The 17,153-nt window shown below is 69.3% G+C and carries 13 protein-coding genes; 5 read left to right on the top strand and 8 right to left on the bottom strand.

All coding sequences use genetic code 11. The features are described 5' to 3' along the window. Nucleotides 1-2: 2 nt before the first annotated feature. Complete coding sequence (locus tag QTI17_RS16785; protein WP_286534536.1) at nucleotides 3-6,383, bottom strand: non-ribosomal peptide synthetase; 6,381 nt, start codon at nucleotides 6,381-6,383, stop codon at nucleotides 3-5. 309 nt (nucleotides 6,384-6,692) lie between these two features. Between QTI17_RS16785 and QTI17_RS16780 the strand changes: the two genes are divergently transcribed. After that, a complete protein-coding gene (locus tag QTI17_RS16780) occupies nucleotides 6,693-6,905 on the top strand; it encodes a hypothetical protein (protein WP_286534534.1) in 213 nt (70 codons plus the stop codon). A gap of 83 nt (nucleotides 6,906-6,988) precedes the next feature. Here QTI17_RS16780 and QTI17_RS16775 read toward each other — a convergent pair whose 3' ends face one another. Together QTI17_RS16775 and QTI17_RS16770 are read right to left on the bottom strand one after the other, a co-directional pair. Next, on the bottom strand, nucleotides 6,989-9,226 hold the full coding sequence (locus tag QTI17_RS16775; protein WP_286534532.1) for an NADP-dependent isocitrate dehydrogenase: 2,238 nt from the start codon (nucleotides 9,224-9,226) through the stop codon (nucleotides 6,989-6,991). 170 nt (nucleotides 9,227-9,396) lie between these two features. Next, nucleotides 9,397-10,191, bottom strand: a complete 795-nt coding sequence (locus QTI17_RS16770; protein WP_286534531.1) for a hypothetical protein — start codon at nucleotides 10,189-10,191, stop codon at nucleotides 9,397-9,399. A 204-nt stretch (nucleotides 10,192-10,395) separates the two neighbouring features. On the opposite strand from QTI17_RS16770, the gene QTI17_RS16765 reads away from it, so the two are divergent. Further along, a complete protein-coding gene (locus QTI17_RS16765) occupies nucleotides 10,396-10,704 on the top strand; it encodes a DUF4124 domain-containing protein (RefSeq protein ID WP_286534529.1) in 309 nt (102 codons plus the stop codon). Between the two features lie 16 nt (nucleotides 10,705-10,720). Here the strand turns inward: QTI17_RS16765 and QTI17_RS16760 are convergent, their stop codons facing one another. The 5 genes from QTI17_RS16760 to QTI17_RS16740 form a co-directional block, all read right to left on the bottom strand. Beyond that, on the bottom strand, nucleotides 10,721-11,335 hold the full coding sequence (locus QTI17_RS16760) for an ABC-type transport auxiliary lipoprotein family protein (protein WP_286534527.1): 615 nt from the start codon (nucleotides 11,333-11,335) through the stop codon (nucleotides 10,721-10,723). Next, nucleotides 11,332-12,315 (bottom strand): MlaD family protein, encoded by a 984-nt coding sequence (locus tag QTI17_RS16755; protein ID WP_286534525.1) that lies wholly within the window; start codon nucleotides 12,313-12,315, stop codon nucleotides 11,332-11,334. The genes QTI17_RS16760 and QTI17_RS16755 overlap by 4 nt, the downstream gene beginning before the upstream one ends. Beyond that, entirely contained in the window at nucleotides 12,312-13,091 is a 780-nt protein-coding gene (locus tag QTI17_RS16750) for an ABC transporter ATP-binding protein (RefSeq protein WP_286534523.1), read from the bottom strand. Before QTI17_RS16750 ends, QTI17_RS16755 begins: the two co-directional genes overlap by 4 nt. A gap of 1 nt (nucleotide 13,092) precedes the next feature. Further along, on the bottom strand, nucleotides 13,093-13,902 hold the full coding sequence (locus tag QTI17_RS16745; RefSeq protein ID WP_286534521.1) for an MlaE family ABC transporter permease: 810 nt from the start codon (nucleotides 13,900-13,902) through the stop codon (nucleotides 13,093-13,095). A gap of 90 nt (nucleotides 13,903-13,992) precedes the next feature. Then, nucleotides 13,993-14,184: a hypothetical protein gene (locus QTI17_RS16740; RefSeq protein WP_286534520.1), complete on the bottom strand. Its 192-nt coding sequence runs from the start codon at nucleotides 14,182-14,184 to the stop codon at nucleotides 13,993-13,995. Between the two features lie 241 nt (nucleotides 14,185-14,425). Between QTI17_RS16740 and QTI17_RS16735 the strand changes: the two genes are divergently transcribed. The 3 genes from QTI17_RS16735 to QTI17_RS16725 are packed head-to-tail and all read left to right on the top strand — an operon-like array spanning nucleotide 14,426 to nucleotide 17,153. Further along, nucleotides 14,426-15,322, top strand: a complete 897-nt coding sequence (locus QTI17_RS16735; protein ID WP_286534518.1) for a branched-chain amino acid ABC transporter permease — start codon at nucleotides 14,426-14,428, stop codon at nucleotides 15,320-15,322. Further along, the gene (locus tag QTI17_RS16730; protein ID WP_286534516.1) at nucleotides 15,319-16,395 is read left to right on the top strand and encodes a branched-chain amino acid ABC transporter permease; all 1,077 of its coding nucleotides are present in this window, start codon (nucleotides 15,319-15,321) and stop codon (nucleotides 16,393-16,395) included. The genes QTI17_RS16735 and QTI17_RS16730 overlap by 4 nt, the downstream gene beginning before the upstream one ends. After that, the gene (locus QTI17_RS16725; RefSeq protein WP_286534514.1) at nucleotides 16,395-17,153 is read left to right on the top strand and encodes an ABC transporter ATP-binding protein; all 759 of its coding nucleotides are present in this window, start codon (nucleotides 16,395-16,397) and stop codon (nucleotides 17,151-17,153) included. The genes QTI17_RS16730 and QTI17_RS16725 overlap by 1 nt, the downstream gene beginning before the upstream one ends.

The raw sequence follows: 17,153 nt of genomic DNA, 5'->3' as shown, positions 1-17,153 counted from the left end.
CTTCAGGCGCGCTTGAAGAGCCGCTTGAACCAGCCCTTCGGCTGATTCGCCGACTCTTCGACCGGCGCCGGTTCGCTCTCCGGCAGCTCGATGCCGCGGACCAGTTGCGCCAGCGACTCGAAGATCATTCGCCGGGCTTCCAGCCGGACAGCGCTGCGGCGGTGGAAGGCGATGACGGCCCGGCCGACCTGGAGCGAGTCGCCGCCAAGGTCGAAGAAGTTGTCGGTGCGCATGACGGCGTCGCCGTCCAATCCCAGCAACTCGCACCAGATCGCGGCCAGGGCGCGCTCCGCCGGCGTCGAAGGCGCATCGGCGGCGCTCGCCTGGGGCCGCTGTTCGGCCCGCGGCGCCGGCAGCGCGTGCCGGTCGACCTTGCCGTTGGGCAGCAGCGGCAGGGCGTCGAGGGCGACGTAGTGCTGCGGCAGCATGTAGTCGGGCAGGTTGATACGCAGATGATCCCTGAGGGCCGATGCGTCGAGGTCGCCGCCGCGCAGGACGACATAGGCCACCAGGCGCGCATCACCGGGGCGGTCTTCGCGCGCCATGACCAGGCACTGCGCGACATCGGCATGCGCCTGCAGCCGGGCTTCGATCTCGCCCGGTTCGATGCGATGGCCGCGCACCTTGATCTGGAAGTCGAGCCGCCCCTGGTGCTCTAGCAGGCCGTCGTGGCGCCAGCGCCCGCGGTCGCCGGTGCGGTACATGCGCGCCTGCGGGTCGGTGCCGAAGGGGTCGGGGACGAAGCGTTCGGCGGTCAGTTCCGGCCGCTGCAGGTAGCCGGTCGCCACGCCTTCGCCGCCGATGAAGATCTCCCCCGACACGCCGGCCGGGCAGCGCTTGCCCTGGGCGTCGAGCACATGGATGGCGGTGTTCGCGATCGGGCGGCCGATGGCGATGGTCTGCGCGTCCGGCGGCACCCTCCAGCAGGTGGACCAGACCGTGGTCTCGGTCGGGCCGTACAGGTTCCAGAGTTCGCTGGTGCGCGCCGAGAGTTGCCCGGCCAGCTGCGGACCGAGGCTCTCGCCGCCGACCAGCGCCTTGAAGGACGGCGAGCCGTGCCATCCGGCATCGATCAGCAGCCGCCAGGTCGCGGGCGTGGCCTGCATCAGGGTAGCCCGCGACCGCGCGAGCAGCGCGCGCAGCGCCTCGCCGTCGACGGCCTGTTCGCGGGTCGCAAGCACGAGGGTGGCGCCGCCGAGCAGCGGCAGCAGCAGTTCGAGCACCGCGATGTCGAAGCTCAGCGTGGTCACGGCGACGACCACGTCGTCCTGCGCCAGACCGGGTTCGCGCTGCATCGACAGCAGGAAGTTCACCACGGCGCGGTGCGGCACCACCACGCCCTTGGGCTTGCCGGTGGAGCCCGAGGTGTAGATGACATAGGCCGGGTCCTGCGGCCGTGCGTCGCGCGCCGCATCGGCCGGCAGGGCAGTGGCGGGCTGCGCCAGCAGTTCAGCCTGCGCCTGGTCGAGCAGCAGCTTCGGCACGGCCAGGTCCTGCCACGGCGCGGCCAGAGATTGCTCGGTCACCAGCAGCTTCAGCGCGGCGTCGAGCGCCATGTCGTGCAGCCGCTGCAGCGGATAGGCCGGGTCCAGCGGCACATAGGCGCCGCCGGCGCTCAGGATCGCGAGCTGTGCCACCACCATCGCCGGCGTGCGCTGCACGCAGAGGCCCACCAGGCTGCCCCGTTGCACGCCGCGCGCACGCAGCACGCGGGCCAGGCGGCGCACGCGCGACCAGAGTTCCGGGTAGTCCAGGGTGTCGCCGGGCATCTGTGCGATGGCGGTGCCGGGCGCCTCGCAGCGGGCCTCGAGGAGGCGGTGCAGGGTGAGCTCGCGCGGATAGGCGCGCTCGGTCCGGTTCCAGGCCGCGAGCCGGGCCAGGTCTTCGGGGCTGGCGGCCGCATGGTCGTGCAGGGGCCGTTCCGGCTGGGCGATGAAGCGCCCGAGCAGATGCATGTAGTTGTCCAGGATCGCCTGGGCGGTCTCGGCGGTGAACAGCTCGGTCGAATAGGTCAGGGAGATCGCGTGCTCGCGCTCGGTGTCGATCGTCAATTCGAGATCGAACAGCGTCGCGTGCAGGTCGGTGCGCAGGACGCTCGCCTCCAGCCCCTCGAACTCAGAGCGCTTGCGCGGGGTGTTCAGCACGTTGAACAGCACGCGGATCTCGGGCGCCCGGGTTCCGGTCCGCTGCTTGTGCAGGCTGTCCATCAGGTAGTCGAACGGGATGTCCTGGTGCATGAACGCCGACAGGCAGGTCTCGCGCACCTGCTGCGCGAGTTCGTGGAAGCTCTGTGTCGCGCGCACCTGGCTGCGCAGGGCCAGCGTGTTGACCAGCGAGCCGACCACTTCCTCGGACTCGATGCGCATGCGCCCTGCGATCGGCGTCCCGACCACGATGTCCTCCTGCCCGCAATAGCGCGACAGCATGGCCTGGAACGCCGCCAGCAGCGTCATGAACGGCGTGAGGCCCACGCCGCGGCTGAAGCGCTGGATGCCGCCCAGCCAGTCAGGGGGCAAGGCCAGCCGGACACGCTCGCCGCGGCTGCTGTGGCGCTGCGCCGCGGCGGTGTCGGAGCTCAGGTGCAACGGGCTCATGCCGGCCAGCTGGCCCAGCCAGTACTGCGTCTGGCTGGCGAGCACGCGGTCGCCGATGTGGGCTCGCTGCCAGCTGGCGTAGTCGACGAAATCGAAGGCGCGCGGACTGTCGCTGCCGGCGTCGCCGCGCAGCTCGGCGGCGTACAGGTCCTGCAGCTCGCGCAGCAGGATGTTCCATGACCAGTCGTCGCCGATGATGTGGTGCATCACGAGGACCAGGACATGGTCGTCGGCGCCGAGCCGCATCAGGACGAAGCGGTGCAAGGGCCCGCTCGCCAGGTCGAAAGGCGCGTTGGCGATGCGCCCGGCATGGCCTTGAATGGCGAGGTCGCGTTCGCTCTCCGGGACCTCCGACAGGTCGAGCTCGATGACGTTGGCCGGCTGCACCTCGCCGATGAAGGCCGCGGGTTCGGTGTTCACGAGTTCGAAGGTCGTGCGAAACGCCTCGTGCCTGGCGACCAGGCGGTCGAAGGCCCGGCGCAGCGCGGCGCGGTCCAGCGGCCCGCGCAGGCGCATCGTGTCGCGCATGTTGTAGGCGGCGCCCTCGGGGTCCAGCTGGTTCAGGACCCACATGCCCCGCTGCGAGAACGACAGCGGCAGGGGCCCCGAACGCGAGACGGGCTCGATCGGCGCCAGCGGCCCGGCGGCGTCGGCCGCCGGGCCGGAGGCCAGCTCGCCCACGGCCTGGCCCATCTGCTCGATCGTCGGGTGATCGAAGATCTGCCGCAGGGGGAACTCCACCCCCAGGGTCGAACGGATCCGCGACACGATCTGGGTGGCGAGCAGCGAATGTCCGCCCAGGTCGAAGAAGTTCGCGCGCATGCCGAAGCCCGACTTGCCCAGCACATCGCTCCAGATGTCCAGCAAGGCGGATTCGATCGGCGATCGCGGCGCGAGCCGGTCGAGCGTCGACGCATCGGCCTCGGGGCTGGGAAGGCGGCTTCGGTCGAGCTTTCCGTTGGCCAGGCGCGGCAGCTCCGGCAGGATCACGAACGCGCTCGGGATCATGTGGTCGGGCAGCCTGGACTTCAGCGCCGCGCGCAGGGAACGCGGATCGGCGGGCCCTCGGGGCACCACGTAGGCGACCAGCTCCTTGCGGCCGGCGGCCACTTCGCGCAGGACCACCGCGCTCACCCGCACCTGCTCGCAAGCCGACAGCGCGGACTCGATCTCCCCGAGTTCGATCCGGAAGCCGCGCAGCTTGACCTGGTCGTCCTGGCGCTCGATGAACTCCACCACGCCGTCGTGCAGCCAGCGCGCCGAGTCGCCGGTCCGGTACATCGTCTCGCCCGGCCGGAAGGGGTTGGGCACGAAGCGTTCAGCGCTGAGTTCGGGGCGGCGGTGGTAGCCGCGCCCGACGCCCAGCCCGCCGACGTACAGCTCGCCGGCCACGTTGACGGGCTGAGGCTGCAGTCGGGCATCGAGCACATACAACTGGGCGTTGGTGATCGGACGGCCGATCGGCACGATCGCCCGCTCGGGCAAGGGCTCGGCGACTTCGTACCAGGCGCTGTCCACGGTGGCTTCCGTGGGGCCGTAGAAGTTGCCGAGTCGGACGCCGGGCAGGGCCTGGCGGAACGACACGGCGAGCCCGCGGTCCATGGCTTCGCCGCCGCTCAACACGTAGCGAAGGCCCGGGCAGGCGGTGCGGTCCATCTCTCCCAGCATCACACGCAGCTCGGACGGCACGAACTGGACGACGCTGATGTCGTGGTCGCGGATCGCCTCGGCCAGCCGGCGCATGTCCTGGTGGACATCGGGCTCGGCGATGACGAGCGTCGCGCCGCAGCACAGCGGCGAGAAGAACTCCCAGAGCGATGCGTCGAAGCTCGACGAGGTCTTCTGCAGCACGCGGTCGCCCGCCGTCAGCTCCAGGGCGTCGATCATCCACAGTACGTGGTTGCTCAGGCCGCCGTGCATCAGCTGTGCCGCCTTGGGGGTGCCGGTCGAGCCGGAGGTATAGATCAGATAGGCCAGCTGGTCCGGGCGCGACGGTGCGGCCTGTTCGGCCAGGGGCTCCCGCGGGACTTCGCCGCCGTCGTCCGGAACCACCAGGGTCCGGGTCGGCACGGCGGTGTCGAGCCGCCGCAGCCGATCCGCCAGCGCCGCCTGCGTCAATACCACGGCGGGCGTCGCATCGTCCAGCATCGCCTGCAGCCGCTCGGTCGGGTGGGCGGGGTCCAGCGGAAGAAAGACGCCGCCGGCCTTGAAGATCGCCATCAGGGCCACCGCCAGGCCGATGCAGCGCTGCATGCAGAGGCCGACGACCACCTCGGGCCCGACGCCCAGCGCGCGCAGCTCGCCGGCAAGCCGGTCCGACAGCAGGTCGAGTTCGCGGTAGCTGGTGCTGCCTGCGCCGGAGCGCAGCGCGACGGCCTCGGGCGTCGCTCGCGCCTGGGCCCGGAAGAGTTCGTGCACCGGCAGCTCGCGCGCCACGGCGGGGAGCCGCTGGTTCCAATCGAACAGCATCCGGTGCCGCTCGGCGTCATCCATCAGCGGCAGGCGGTCCAGCGGGCCGTCGGGATCGGCGACGATGCCGCGCAGCAGATGGACGAAGTGCGCCGCCAGCCGCTCGATGGTCTGCGCCTCGAACAGGTCGGTGCGGTACTCGAACAAGGCCTCGAGTCCGGCGTCGGATTCGACCATCGTCAGCGAAAGATCGAACTTGGAGGTGCGGGCATGCACTCGAACCTGCTCGTTCGCGAGTCCGTCGAGTTCGAGCAGGCGATGGGGAAAGTTGTCGAGCGCGAACGCGACCTGGTAGAGCGGATTCCGGCTGGCATCGCGTTCCGGGCTCAATTCGGCCACCAGCCGGTCGAAGGGCATCTCCTGGTGCACCAGCGCCGCGCGCGCGGTCCGCCGCACGCGTTTCAGCAGTTCGGTGAAGCTGCTCCCGCCTTCGAGGTGGTTGCGCATGACCACCGTGTTGGCGAAGTAGCCCACCACGTCGCGCAACTGGGCCCCGTTGCGAGCCGCCACCGGAACACCGACTGCGATGTCGCTCTGCCCGGTGTAGCGCATCAGGAGCACATTGAACGCCGCCAGCAGCGTGGTGAAGGTGGTGGCGTCCTGCTGCCTCGCCAGCGCCCCCAGGTCGGCGGCGAGCGCGGGATCGATGGCCAGCGACAGGGTCCGGCCCTCGTAGGCCATCTGCAACGGCCGGTTGCGGTCGGTCGGCAGGTTCAGGGTCTGCAGCCCGCGCAGGTTCTCGCGCCAATGGCCGAGCTGGGCCAGCAGTCCATCGCGCTCGAAACGATCACGCTGCCAGCGGACGCAGTCGGAGAAGCGCAGTGGCGGCGCGGCCAGGCCGGCGTCGTCGCCGCCCTGGGCATAGAGCCGGCCGAGTTCGCGGCGAATGACGTTCATGGACCATCCGTCGGCCACGATGTGGTGCACGACCAGCACCAGGACATGATCGTCGGGTGCGATCCGCAACAACTCGGCGCGCAGCAACGGGGCCTTCGACAGGTCGAAGGGCTGGGCGATGCTGGCGCCGATGCGCGCCAGGAGCGTGGTCCCGGCGGCGTCTGCCGGCCCGAGCTCGACCTGCCGCAAACTGAAGCGCTGCTGCGCCGCGGGCGCCGGGAGGACGCACTGCCGGGGCGCCTGCCCGGAGGTGTGGAACGCGGTGCGCAGGCTGTCGTGGCGGGCGATCAGCGTGCGCAAGCTGCGTTCGAGCACTTCGGCGTCCAGGGGGCCACGATGCCGGCTTGCCGAATTGATGTTGTAGGGCGCGCCCCCCTCGGCCATCTGATCGAGGAACCACAGGCCTTCCTGCTGGAAGGACAAGGGGGCGGCCTCGGCCGCGAAGTCGGACGAGGCTTTCCTTGACGCTAGTGGTTGCTCACACATGCAATGCGTAACATTTTAGTACACATTAATGCAACGTGATTCAACCTGGCGTCAGACAAGCTCCCTGGGTGCTGAAAGGCAAACTCCTCAGACGGTGACAGCGATTCGCACGGTAAGGCAGCGGCGGTCGCCCCTACATCACCAGAAAGGAGGTTGACATGAGGATTTGCAGAAAGATGTGTACTTAAGTTTCGAAATCGTTCATTATTGCCGCCCATTAGGCAATTGCCGGCTCAGAGCAACCCAATGGACTCTCCACTCCCTGCTGACAACCCCGCGTTCCATCGATGGACCGAGGTCACCGATGCCTTCGCCAGGGAATTCAACCGCCTCCAGGCCGGGGACCAGGCCGCGCTGGCCGAGGTGCGACGGCTGTCCGGGGAACTGCAGCGCATGGGCCGGGCGCTCGGGCTCGAAATGCTGACCGCCGCCAGCCGCCCGCCATCCTTCTCGAAATGAGGGCGGACGGCCAAGAAAAAGGCCCGCCGAAGCGGGCCTGGATCGTGGCGCCGACCTGAACCAGCGGTCGGCGGGGTGCTCGCTCAGGCGGCCGCGGAGGCCAGCGCCGCGTTGAAGGTGGCGCTCGGCCGCATGACGGTCGCGGTCTTCTTCGGATCGGGCATGTAGTAGCCACCGATGTCGGCCGGCTGCCCTTGCACCGCCTTGAGTTCGTCGACGATCTTCTGCTCGTTGGCGGCCAGGGTCTTGGCCAGCGGCGCGAAATGCGCCTGCAGTTCCTTGTCTTCGGTCTGCGCCGCCAGGGCCTGGGCCCAGTACAGCGCCAGGTAGAAGTGGCTGCCGCGGTTGTCGAGTTCGCCGGTCTTGGTCGACGGGCCCTTGTTGTTGTCGAGCAGCATGCCGGTGGCGGTGTCGAGCGTCTCGGCCAGCACCTTGGCCTTCTTGTTGCCGGTCTTCTGGCCCAGGTCCTCGAGCGACACGGCCAGCGCCAGGAACTCGCCGAGCGAATCCCAGCGCAGGTGGTTTTCTTCGACCAGCTGCTTGACGTGCTTCGGTGCCGAGCCGCCGGCGCCGGTCTCGAACATCGCGCCGCCGGCCATCAGCGGCACGATCGACAGCATCTTGGCGCTGGTGCCGAGTTCCATGATCGGGAACAGGTCGGTGAGGTAGTCGCGCAGGATGTTGCCGGTGACCGAGATGGTGTCCTTGCCGCGGATCACGCGCTCGAGCGTGTAGCGCATGGCGCGCACCTGCGACATGATCTGGATGTCCAGGCCCTTGGTGTCGTGGTCCTTCAGGTAGGTGTGGACCTTCTTGATGAGTTCCGCTTCATGCGGGCGGTATTCGTCGAGCCAGAACACGGCCGGCATGCCCGACAGGCGCGCCCGGTTCACGGCCAGCTTGACCCAGTCGCGGATCGCCGCGTCCTTGGTCTGGCACATGCGCCAGATATCGCCGGTCTCGACGTTCTGCTCGAGCAGCACCTCGCCGGTGGCGATGTCGACGATGCGGGCCACGCCGTCCTCGGGCACCTCGAAGGTCTTGTCGTGCGAGCCGTACTCTTCGGCCTTCTGCGCCATCAGCCCGACGTTGGGCACGGTGCCCATGGTCACGGGGTTGAAGGCGCCGTTGGTCTTGCAGAAGTTGATCATCTCCTGGTAGATGCGGGCGAAGGTGCTCTCGGGCATCACGGCCTTGGTGTCCTTCGGACGGCCGTCCGGTCCCCACATCTTGCCGCCCAGGCGGATCATCGCTGGCATCGAGGCGTCGACGATGACGTCGTTCGGCGCGTGCAGGTTGGTGATGCCCTTGGCCGAGTCGACCATCGCCAGCTCGGGGCGGTGCTCGTGGCAGGCGTGCAGGTCCTTGACGATCTGGTCGCGCTGCGAGGTCGGCAGGTCCTTGATCTTGTCGTAGACGCTCGACAGGCCGTTGTTGACGTTGACGCCGAGTTCATCGAACAGCTTGCCGTGCTTGGCGAAGGCGTCCTTGTAGAAGACCTTGACCGCATGGCCGAAGACGATCGGGTGCGACACCTTCATCATGGTCGCCTTGACGTGCAGCGAGAACATCACGCCGGTCTCGCGGGCGTCTTCCATCTCGTCCTCGTAGAACTTGAGCAGCGCCTTCTTGCTCATGAACATGCTGTCGATGATCTCGCCTTCGAGCAGGGCGACCTTCTTCTTCAGCACGATGGTCTGGCCGCTCTTGGTCACCAGGTCCATCTGGACGTCGCGCGCCTTGGTGAGCGTCATGCTCTTTTCGCCGGCGTAGAAGTCGCCGCCGTGCATGTGCGAGACGTGGGTGCGCGAGGCCGGGCTCCACTTGCTCATCGAGTGCGGGTTCTTGCGCGCGTTGCGCTTGACGGCCGCGGGGGCGCGGCGGTCGGAATTGCCTTCGCGCAGCACCGGGTTGACCGCGCTGCCGAGCGCCTTCGAATAGCGCGCCAGCAGTGCCTTCTGTTCGTCGGTCTTGGCGTCTTCGGGGTAGTCGGGGATCTTGTAGCCGCGCGCCTGCAGTTCCTTGATGGCTGCCAGCAATTGGGGCACCGAGGCACTGATGTTGGGCAGCTTGATGATGTTGGTGTCGGGCGACTGGGTCAGGCGGCCGAGCTCGCCCAGGTTGTCGGGCACCTTCTGCTCGGGCGTCAGGAATTCAGGGAACTCCGCCAGGATGCGGGCTGCCACCGAAATGTCGCTGGTCGCGACCTCGATCCCTGCCGGCGCGGCGAACGTCTGGATGACGGGCAGCAGCGAGGCCGTGGCCAGCAGCGGCGCCTCGTCGGTGAGGGTGTAGATGATCTTGGATTGAGCGGTAGCCATTGTGTGACCTCTGGAGCTTGGCGGATGTGCGGGATGCCCGCGGCAGGCAGGTGGCCGCGGGCCGTCGTTTTCGACGCGCGCTAGTCTACTTGAGGGGTGTTTCGCCTCGTGGTAGAGGGTCTAAGGGGGGGAGCATGGATCGTGCCGATCCGGATGCTCTCGATGGGGACTCAGCCCATCAGGCTGGGATTGCGGCGCGCCTCGTCGATCTGGCGCTGGCGAATCGCTTCGCGGCACTGGCCCAGATGCGCGCTCCTGGGATCCGCGCATCGGCTGTTGACGCAGATGGCGCGGGCGAAGAAGTTGCTGCCGCTGCAGGCGGCCAGCGGGTTTCGCTCGGCGCGGACGGCCGCCGACTGGACCGCCACCTTCCGGGTTCGCGTCGGTGCGTTGCTTTCCGCGGCCACCGCCCGAGCGGGCTCGGCCTCCTCGTCGGCCAACGTTGCCGGCGAGCCGCCGCCCGACACGATCGCCACCTCGCCTTCGCTCAGGCCGAGGTCGCCGGCCGCCAGCCGCGAGGGTTTGCGCTTGGGTGCGGCGTGCGAAGGTGCCGCGGCGGGGACGGTCGCGGCGACCGCGAGCGCGGCGTGCGGCGCCGTGCCCGGCAAGCGCGATTGGTACCAGCCGGCAAAGCCGACGAAGAGCAGCAGCGGCGGCAGCAGCGCCAGGCGCATGACGTTGGTCAGCGACTTCACGGCCGGTGCCGGCGCTGCCCTCTGGCGCACCGCGCGCGGCTCGGGCGCCGGGTCGGCCTCGTCGCCGACCGGCAGCGGGCAGCCGCAGGTGCGGCAGCGCGCATCGCTCTGGTGGTTGACGGTCTGGCAGAACTCGCAGGTTGCGAAATCCGACGGGGCGCGCCGGACCCACATCTCCACCAGGTCGCCGACCTGTACGTACGCCACCGGCCGCTGCACGGCGGGCCAGACGGCGGTTTCGGGAACGATATGTCGATGAAACGGGTTCATTTGAACGGCCCGAACTTGAAGGAATCCTTTTGTAGTACAGACTGCGCGTCTTGTATGTCGGCGTCCGCCGAAACGTGTCGCGACGTTGCGCAACGCGCACAAGGGCGTGAGATGTTTGTCACGATTTGTCTCGGCCACTCGTGACAATTTGCTTCGAGCTTCGCCGGCTCGGCCTAGGATTGCCGAAACATTCGAAAGCGACCCATGCCCTCTCTGGTGCTGCCCCTGTTTCGAACGATCGCCGTCTGGAGCCTCTGTGCAGCAAGCACGATGGCAGCGGCCGAGATTCATCGCTGCAAGGATGAACGCGGCCAGACGGTCTTGTCCGACCGGCCCTGCGGATCTGCGTTCTCCGGCCAGCCGCTGCAGTCGAACACGCTGGGCAGCGGCGCCGACCGGCTGGCCGCGCCGCAGATGCACAGCGTCCGCGCGCGCGAAGGCGGCGGGCAGTACGACTTCATCGCGGACAGCCGGCCGGGCGAGCGCGCCTCGGAAAAGCAGTCACTCAAGTAGGGCCGACGCGGCCCGTTCAGGGCGCCTTGGCGACCGAGGCCGCCGCATCGGCGGCGACGCGCCGCAGCAGTTCGGTCACCGTGGCGGCTTGCGACTGCGGCGTGTCCGCATCGCCCGCGATGTCGTACTCGAACCCGCCGCCCTGCAGCAGGCGCGGCACGCGTTCGGTGCTCCACAGCATGATGCGGCCGCTCGCCTTCAGGCGCCGTTCGCCGCGCACATAGTCCATGCGCGTCAACACCACCTGGAGCGATGCGGCGGGCGACTGCTCGCTGCAGTTGGTCTCGCACAGCCGCCAGCCGGGCAGGCGCTCGCGCAGCGCCGCATTGAATTCGCGCCCGACGCCGACCTCGATCCGCTCGGCCCAGAAGGCATCGGGCCATTCGCCCAGCGTGCTGGCCTCGGCCCGGTAGCGCACCCGGCGTGCCACCAGGTATTCAGGAATCTCGGGCCGTCCCACGGCCAGCACGCGCGGCGCGGCCGTCGGAGCCGGCATGGCGGCCGCCGCCGTTGGAGAGACCGCTTGCGGCAGTGTCAGCAGCATCGGCGGAGGCGCCGAGGCACAGCCCGCCAACAGGGCCGCCAGCGCGGCGTGCAGGGGCCAGGCCGTCCATCGTGTCAGTGCAGTCATTGGCGTGGGTTCCCGAAGATGATGGCGTTGGGCCGCTCCTCGAGCTGCTCGCTCAAGGAACGCAGGCTGCGCGCCGCCTGTGAAAGATCCCGGAGCGTGGCGTCGAGGTCGCCGCGCAAGGGGGCTCCGGGTGCCGCCATGTCGGCCAGCCGGTCCATCGCCAGCTTGGCGGTCTCCGACGCCTGGCGGGCGCCGACCAGGGTGCGCTGCAGTTCCGGCTGCGCCGCCAGCACCGTTTGCTGGGAGCTGTCGGCCAGCTGCGTGATCGCTTTCAGCGTCGCCTGCGAGCTGCCCTGCACCTGCCGGATGGCCTCGGTCGCGACGGCCAGTGTCTTGCGCGACTCGACGGCGGTGAGATCGAGTTGCCGGGCGGCGCCGCCGAGCACGCCCTGGGCGCTGTCGAGCGTCTTCTGCACCGACGCCAGCGTCGTCTCCAGGGCCTGGATCGCCTGGCGCATGTCGGCCACCGTGTCGCGCAGCGGCAGGTTGGCGACCTGGTCGATCAGGGCGCCGAAACGGTCGGCCACCGCCGGAATCTCGGTGGCGCCCGGGCCGCCGAGCAGCGTGTCGGGCGTGCCCGGCAGGAAGTCGAGCTCGATGGCCTTCTGGCCGGTCACGATGCTCTGCGAGGCCAGCCGGGCGCGCAGGCCCCGCTGCACCAGCACCGTCAGGTCGGGGACCTTGTCCTTGGCGTCGGTCAGGCGCAGCGCGCTGGGCTGCAGCCGCAAGGTGACCGGGACCGTGGTCTTGAGCGAGATCGGGTCCATCAGGATGCCGATGTCGGTCACCTGCCCGATCGTGACGCCCCGGAAGGTCACCGGTGCGCCCACCGACAGCCCGCTCACGTTGCCCTGGTAGAAGACGCGGGCGCGTTGTTGCCGGGTGAAGAGGTCGTTGCCGCTGAGCCAGAGGATGGCCGCGACCGTGATCACGAGGGCGGCGACGACGAAGCCGCCGATCAGCAGGGCATTGCGTTTCATGGGGTGGCCTCGGTTGCGGCAGGCACGGCCGGCGGCGGCACCTCCCGATGGAGAAAGGCATGCACCGTCGGGTGCACGTCCTGCCGGGCGAGTTCGCGCGGGCAGCCGTGGGCGATCGGCCGCTTGCTGTCGGCGTCGAGGAAGATGCCGTCGTCCGCGATCGCGAACAGGCTCGGCAGTTCGTGGCTCACGAAGACCACGGCGGCACCGGTGCGGTGACGGATGTCGAGGATCAGGTCGTCGAGCCGGCGCGAGCTGATCGGGTCGAGGCCGGCCGAGGGCTCGTCGAGGAACAGCAGCGGCGGCTCGGCGGCGATGGCGCGCGCCAGGCCGGCGCGCTTCTTCATGCCGCCGCTGAGCGAAGCGGGATAGAAGTTCGCGAACTCGCCCAGTTCCACCCATTCGAGCACTTCGCGCGCCTTGGCCTCGCGCTGCTTCGCGTCGAGCCGGGTCTGGCGCGCGAGCGGCAGGCAGACGTTTTCGAGCACCGTCATCGACGACCACAGGGCGGCGCTCTGGAACAGCATGCCGAAGCGCGAACGCAGGGCGCTGCGCTGGGCGTCGTCGCTGGCCCAGAAGTCGACGCCGTCGTAGGTGACCGTGCCGGCGGCCGGCGGCAGCAGGCCCACCAGGTGCTTGAGCAAGGTGCTCTTGCCGCAGCCGCTGCCGCCCATGACGGCGAAGATGCAGCCCTTCTCGACCTTGAGCGAGATGTCCTTCTGGATCAGGCGGGTGCCGAACTGCATGACGAGCTGGTCCACGGCGAGCAGGCTCATGTCAGATGTCCAGGGCGTTGGCGCAGACCGCGAAGATGGCGTCGAGCACGATGATGCCGACGATGCTGGTCACCACCGCGCCTGTGGTCGCGACGCCGACGCCGGCCGCGTTGCGCTGGGCCCGCAGGCCGTAGTAGCAGCCGACCATGCCGACCAGGGCGCCGAAGGTCACCGACTTGCCGATGCCCAGGCCCAGGTGGGTCCAGGTGAGCGACTCGGCGGTGCGCTGCAGGTAGGCGGTCGCCGACAGGTCGAGCATGGCGGCCGCGACGATCATCCCGCCCAGCAGGCCGGCCACGCAGGCGAAGATGTACAGCAGCGGCATCATCAGCAGCAGCGAGCCCACCCGGGGCAGCACCAGGAAGTCGATCGCGGTCAGGCCCAGCACCTCGAGCGCGTCGACCTCCTCGTTGGCCTGCATGGTCGCGATCTCGGCCGCGAAGGCGGCGCCGGTGCGCCCGGCGATGACCACCGCCGTGATGATCGCGGCCATCTCGCGTGCGACCGCGATCGCCACCAGGTCGGCGACGAAGATGCCGGCGCCGAACTTGGCCAGCTGCACCGCGCCGACGAACGCCAGGATCGCGCCCACCAGCAGGTTCACGACCAGGACGATGGCCACCGCCCGCGCGCTGCAGTCCGCCAGGACGCGGCCGAGATCCTCGCGGCGGAAAGTCCAATGCCCGCGCATCGCGGCGCCGGCCGACAGCAGCACCTCGCCCAGAAAGCGCACCGGCCGCTCGAGCGGGCCGGCGGCCGACCGCAGCAGGGTGCCGAGGGTCTGGCGCGGGGAGAGTGAGGGCTGGGGCATTCGACGGGCGGTGGTTGGCCCGTCGATGGTAGCGAAAGCCTCAGGTCGTGGCGGCGGCTTCGCACCGCGGGCGGCCCGACCGGGCGCCGGCTACCACTCGCCCACTTCGCGCAGGCGCTGGTCGGGCTCGAGCTGCTCGAAGCGCTCCCGGGCCCGCAGGGCCCGGCGCCGATCGGTCCCGACCAGCGTGCCCAGCTTGCGCGACAGCGCCTCGGCGATGGAACGCCGCGCCGCGGGCTTGGGCGTGCGGCCGGCGCGGATCGAGCGGATGCGGCTGTTCATGGTGATTTCCTTGGCTGAGTCCCGATGATCCTCAACATCGGCGACTTGTCCATGACAGAACAGGGCCTTCGGAAAAATCCGGCCCTTCGTTCGTGCATATCGCACACCCGCCGTGGCGGACTGTCGACGCCCCCGGCGCCCGGCGCCCTCCGCGCCGACCCTGGGACTAACCACTAGAGACGCGGGCCCCCGCATGTCCTTATAGTCTGCCGATCGTTTAGTTAACGATCGTTAGGACACAATGGGTGCATTCGATTCAGCGTCGCTGTCGCAGTTCGTCCAACTGGGCCTGCAAGGCGTTTCAACCGGCGCCATCTACAGCCTGGTGGCGCTCGGGCTGGTGCTCGGCTACAAGGCCACCGAAGTGCTGAACTTCGCCCATGGCGACGTGCTGATGCTGTCGTCCTTCGCGGCCTGGTACTTCATCGCCGAGGCCGGGCTGTCGTTCTGGTTCGCGCTGCCGCTGGTGGTGCTGCTGGCGGCGCTGCTGTGCTGGCTGCTCGAGGCCCGCGTGATGCGCGCCATCGTCGGCCAGCCGCAGTTCGCGGGCGTGATGCTGACCATCGGCATCGGCTTCATGATCCGCGGCGGCACCAGCATGGTGTTCGGTCCGGACTCGCGCAGCTACCCGACGCCCTGGACCGGGCACGCCACCACGCTGGGCGGCGCCATCGTCGCGGACCTCAACCTGGTGATCATCGCGGCCGCACTGGGCGTGACGGCGCTGCTGTTCGTCTTCCTGCAGCGCACCGCGCTCGGCGTGGCGATCCAGGCCTCGTCGCAGAACCAGCTGGCCTCCTACCTGTGCGGGGTGCGCGTCAAGCGGCTCAACTCGCTGGTGTGGGCGATCTCGGGGGCCATCGCGGCGCTCTGCGGCATCCTGCTGGCACCGATCTCGCTGGTCGACCTGAGCCTGTGGTTCGTGATGCTGAAGGCGCTGGCGGCCCTGGTGCTCGGCGGCTTCGGCAGCGTGCCCGGGGCCATCCTCGGCGGCCTGCTGATCGGGCTGATCGAGCAGTTCTCGGGCGTCTACCTGCCTGACGGCTTCAAGGACGTCATGCCCTACCTGGTGCTGATCGCGGTGCTGGTGTTCTTCCCGCGCGGATTGATCGGCGAAGCGCACGGGAGGCGCGTATGAGCCGGGACAACTACCAGACCAGCTATGCCGAAGGGCGGGCGCTGCTGCGCACGCGCGAGCAGCGGCTGCTGTACGGCGCGCTGGCGGCGGCGCTGGTGGTCGCGCCGTTCGCGATCCCGACCTTCTATGTCGGCGAGGCCTCGTTCATCTTCATCATGTGCATCGCCAGCCTGGGGTTGATGACCCTGACCGGCTTCACGGGCCAGGTGTCGCTGGGGCAGGCGGCCTTCCTCGGCATCGGCGCCTACACCCACGCGCAACTGCTGACGCTGGGCCTGCCGCTGCCCCTGTCGCTGCTCGCCGCCGCCATCACGGCCGGGCTCGCCGGGCTGGCGGTCGGCCTGCCGGCGATCCGGGTCTCGGGCCTGCACCTGGCGGTGGTGACGCTGGCCTTCGCGATCGTGACCGAGCACGTCGCCGGCCGGTGGAAATCCGTGACCGGTGGCCACAGCGGCCTCGCGGTGCCCGACCCCGTGCTGTTCGGCTTCAGCCTCGGCGGACCGCTGCCCTTCTATTTCCTTTGCCTCGCGATGCTGGCGCTGGTGCTCTGGCTGCTGCTCAACCTGATGCGCTCGGCCACGGGGCGCGCCTTCGTCGGCGTGCGCGATTCCGAGGCCGCAGCCCAGGGCCTGGGCATCCACGTGGCGCGCACCAAGGTGCTGGCCTTCGTGATCTCCGCGGCCGTTTCGGGCCTGGCCGGCGCGCTGCTGGCCCACCAGACCCAGTTCATCACGCCCGAGAGCTTCGGCCTCGCGCTGTCGCTGCAGCTGGTGTTGATGGTCTTCATCGGCGGCATGGGCAGCCTGCGCGGCGCGATCTTCGGCGCCCTGCTGATCGGCATGCTGCCGTCGCTGATCTCGCTCGCCAAGCCGCTGCTGCCGGCGCGCATCGGCAGCCAGTTCGGGCTCGAGCTGTTCGTCTATGGCGCGGTGCTGGTGTTCTTCGTGCTGCTCGAGCCGCGCGGCATCAACGGCCGCTGGGTCCGCATCCGCAGCGCGCTCGACGAGTTTCCGCTGCGCCGGCGCGGCGGCTTCCGGCGCCAGAAGGCCTACATGCGATCGGAGCGTGGCTGATGGCGTTCTTCGAAGTCGACCAGTTGAGCCTTTCCTTCGGCGGCGTGCGCGCGGTGCGCGACGTCAGCTTCGAGGTGGCCGAGGGCGAGGTGTTCGCCATCATCGGCCCCAACGGCGCCGGCAAGACTTCGGTCTTCAACCTGATCACGCGGGTGTTCGACGCCAGCGCCGGCTCGGTGCGGCTGCTGGGCCGGGAGATCACCGGCGTGGCCAGGCACGACGTGGTGCGACATGGCATCGCGCGGACCTTCCAGAACATCGAGCTGTTCGAAGGCGCGACCGTGCTCGACAACCTGATGCTGGGCCGCCACTGCGCCCCGCACGGCAGCCTGCTGGCGCAGCTGTTCGACCTGCCGGTGGTGCGCCGCGCCGAGACCGCGACGCGCGAGGTGGTCGAGGACGTGATCGCGCTGCTCGACCTGGCGCCGCATCGCATGAGCCTGGTCGCCGGACTGCCGTACGGCATCCGCAAGATCGTCGAGCTGGGCCGCGCGCTGGTGGCGGGGCCGAAGCTGCTGCTGCTCGACGAACCGGCCTCGGGCCTGAACCCGGAGGAGACCCACGAGCTGGCCCACTGGATCCGCGACATCCGCGATGCGCTGGGCATTACCGTGGTCATGGTCGAGCACGACATGTCGCTGGTCTCGGCCGTGGCCGACCGCGTGCTGGTGATGGAGCAGGGCCAGGTCCTGACCTCGGGCACCCCGGCCGAGGTGCAGTCCGATCCGCGCGTCATCGCGGCTTATTTGGGAGCCTGA

Origin of the sequence: Variovorax sp. J31P179 (assembly GCF_030316985.1) — a bacterium.
Lineage (GTDB): Bacteria > Pseudomonadota > Gammaproteobacteria > Burkholderiales > Burkholderiaceae_C > Variovorax > Variovorax ginsengisoli_B.
This window is presented reverse-complemented; position numbering and strand designations above follow the sequence as displayed.

Bases quoted from the DNA above. Each gene is read 5' to 3' on its own strand.
- QTI17_RS16760 (WP_286534527.1), bottom strand. From the start codon at position 11,335: ATGACTGCACTGACACGATGGACGGCCTGGCCCCTGCACGCCGCGCTG.
- QTI17_RS16745 (WP_286534521.1), bottom strand. From the start codon at position 13,902: ATGCCCCAGCCCTCACTCTCCCCGCGCCAGACCCTCGGCACCCTGCTG.
- QTI17_RS16730 (WP_286534516.1), top strand. From the start codon at position 15,319: ATGAGCCGGGACAACTACCAGACCAGCTATGCCGAAGGGCGGGCGCTG.
- QTI17_RS16725 (WP_286534514.1), top strand. From the start codon at position 16,395: ATGGCGTTCTTCGAAGTCGACCAGTTGAGCCTTTCCTTCGGCGGCGTG.
- QTI17_RS16770 (WP_286534531.1), bottom strand. From the start codon at position 10,191: ATGAACCCGTTTCATCGACATATCGTTCCCGAAACCGCCGTCTGGCCC.
- QTI17_RS16735 (WP_286534518.1), top strand. From the start codon at position 14,426: ATGGGTGCATTCGATTCAGCGTCGCTGTCGCAGTTCGTCCAACTGGGC.
- QTI17_RS16780 (WP_286534534.1), top strand. From the start codon at position 6,693: ATGGACTCTCCACTCCCTGCTGACAACCCCGCGTTCCATCGATGGACC.
- QTI17_RS16750 (WP_286534523.1), bottom strand. From the start codon at position 13,091: ATGAGCCTGCTCGCCGTGGACCAGCTCGTCATGCAGTTCGGCACCCGC.
- QTI17_RS16755 (WP_286534525.1), bottom strand. From the start codon at position 12,315: ATGAAACGCAATGCCCTGCTGATCGGCGGCTTCGTCGTCGCCGCCCTC.
- QTI17_RS16765 (WP_286534529.1), top strand. From the start codon at position 10,396: ATGCCCTCTCTGGTGCTGCCCCTGTTTCGAACGATCGCCGTCTGGAGC.
- QTI17_RS16775 (WP_286534532.1), bottom strand. From the start codon at position 9,226: ATGGCTACCGCTCAATCCAAGATCATCTACACCCTCACCGACGAGGCG.
- QTI17_RS16740 (WP_286534520.1), bottom strand. From the start codon at position 14,184: ATGAACAGCCGCATCCGCTCGATCCGCGCCGGCCGCACGCCCAAGCCC.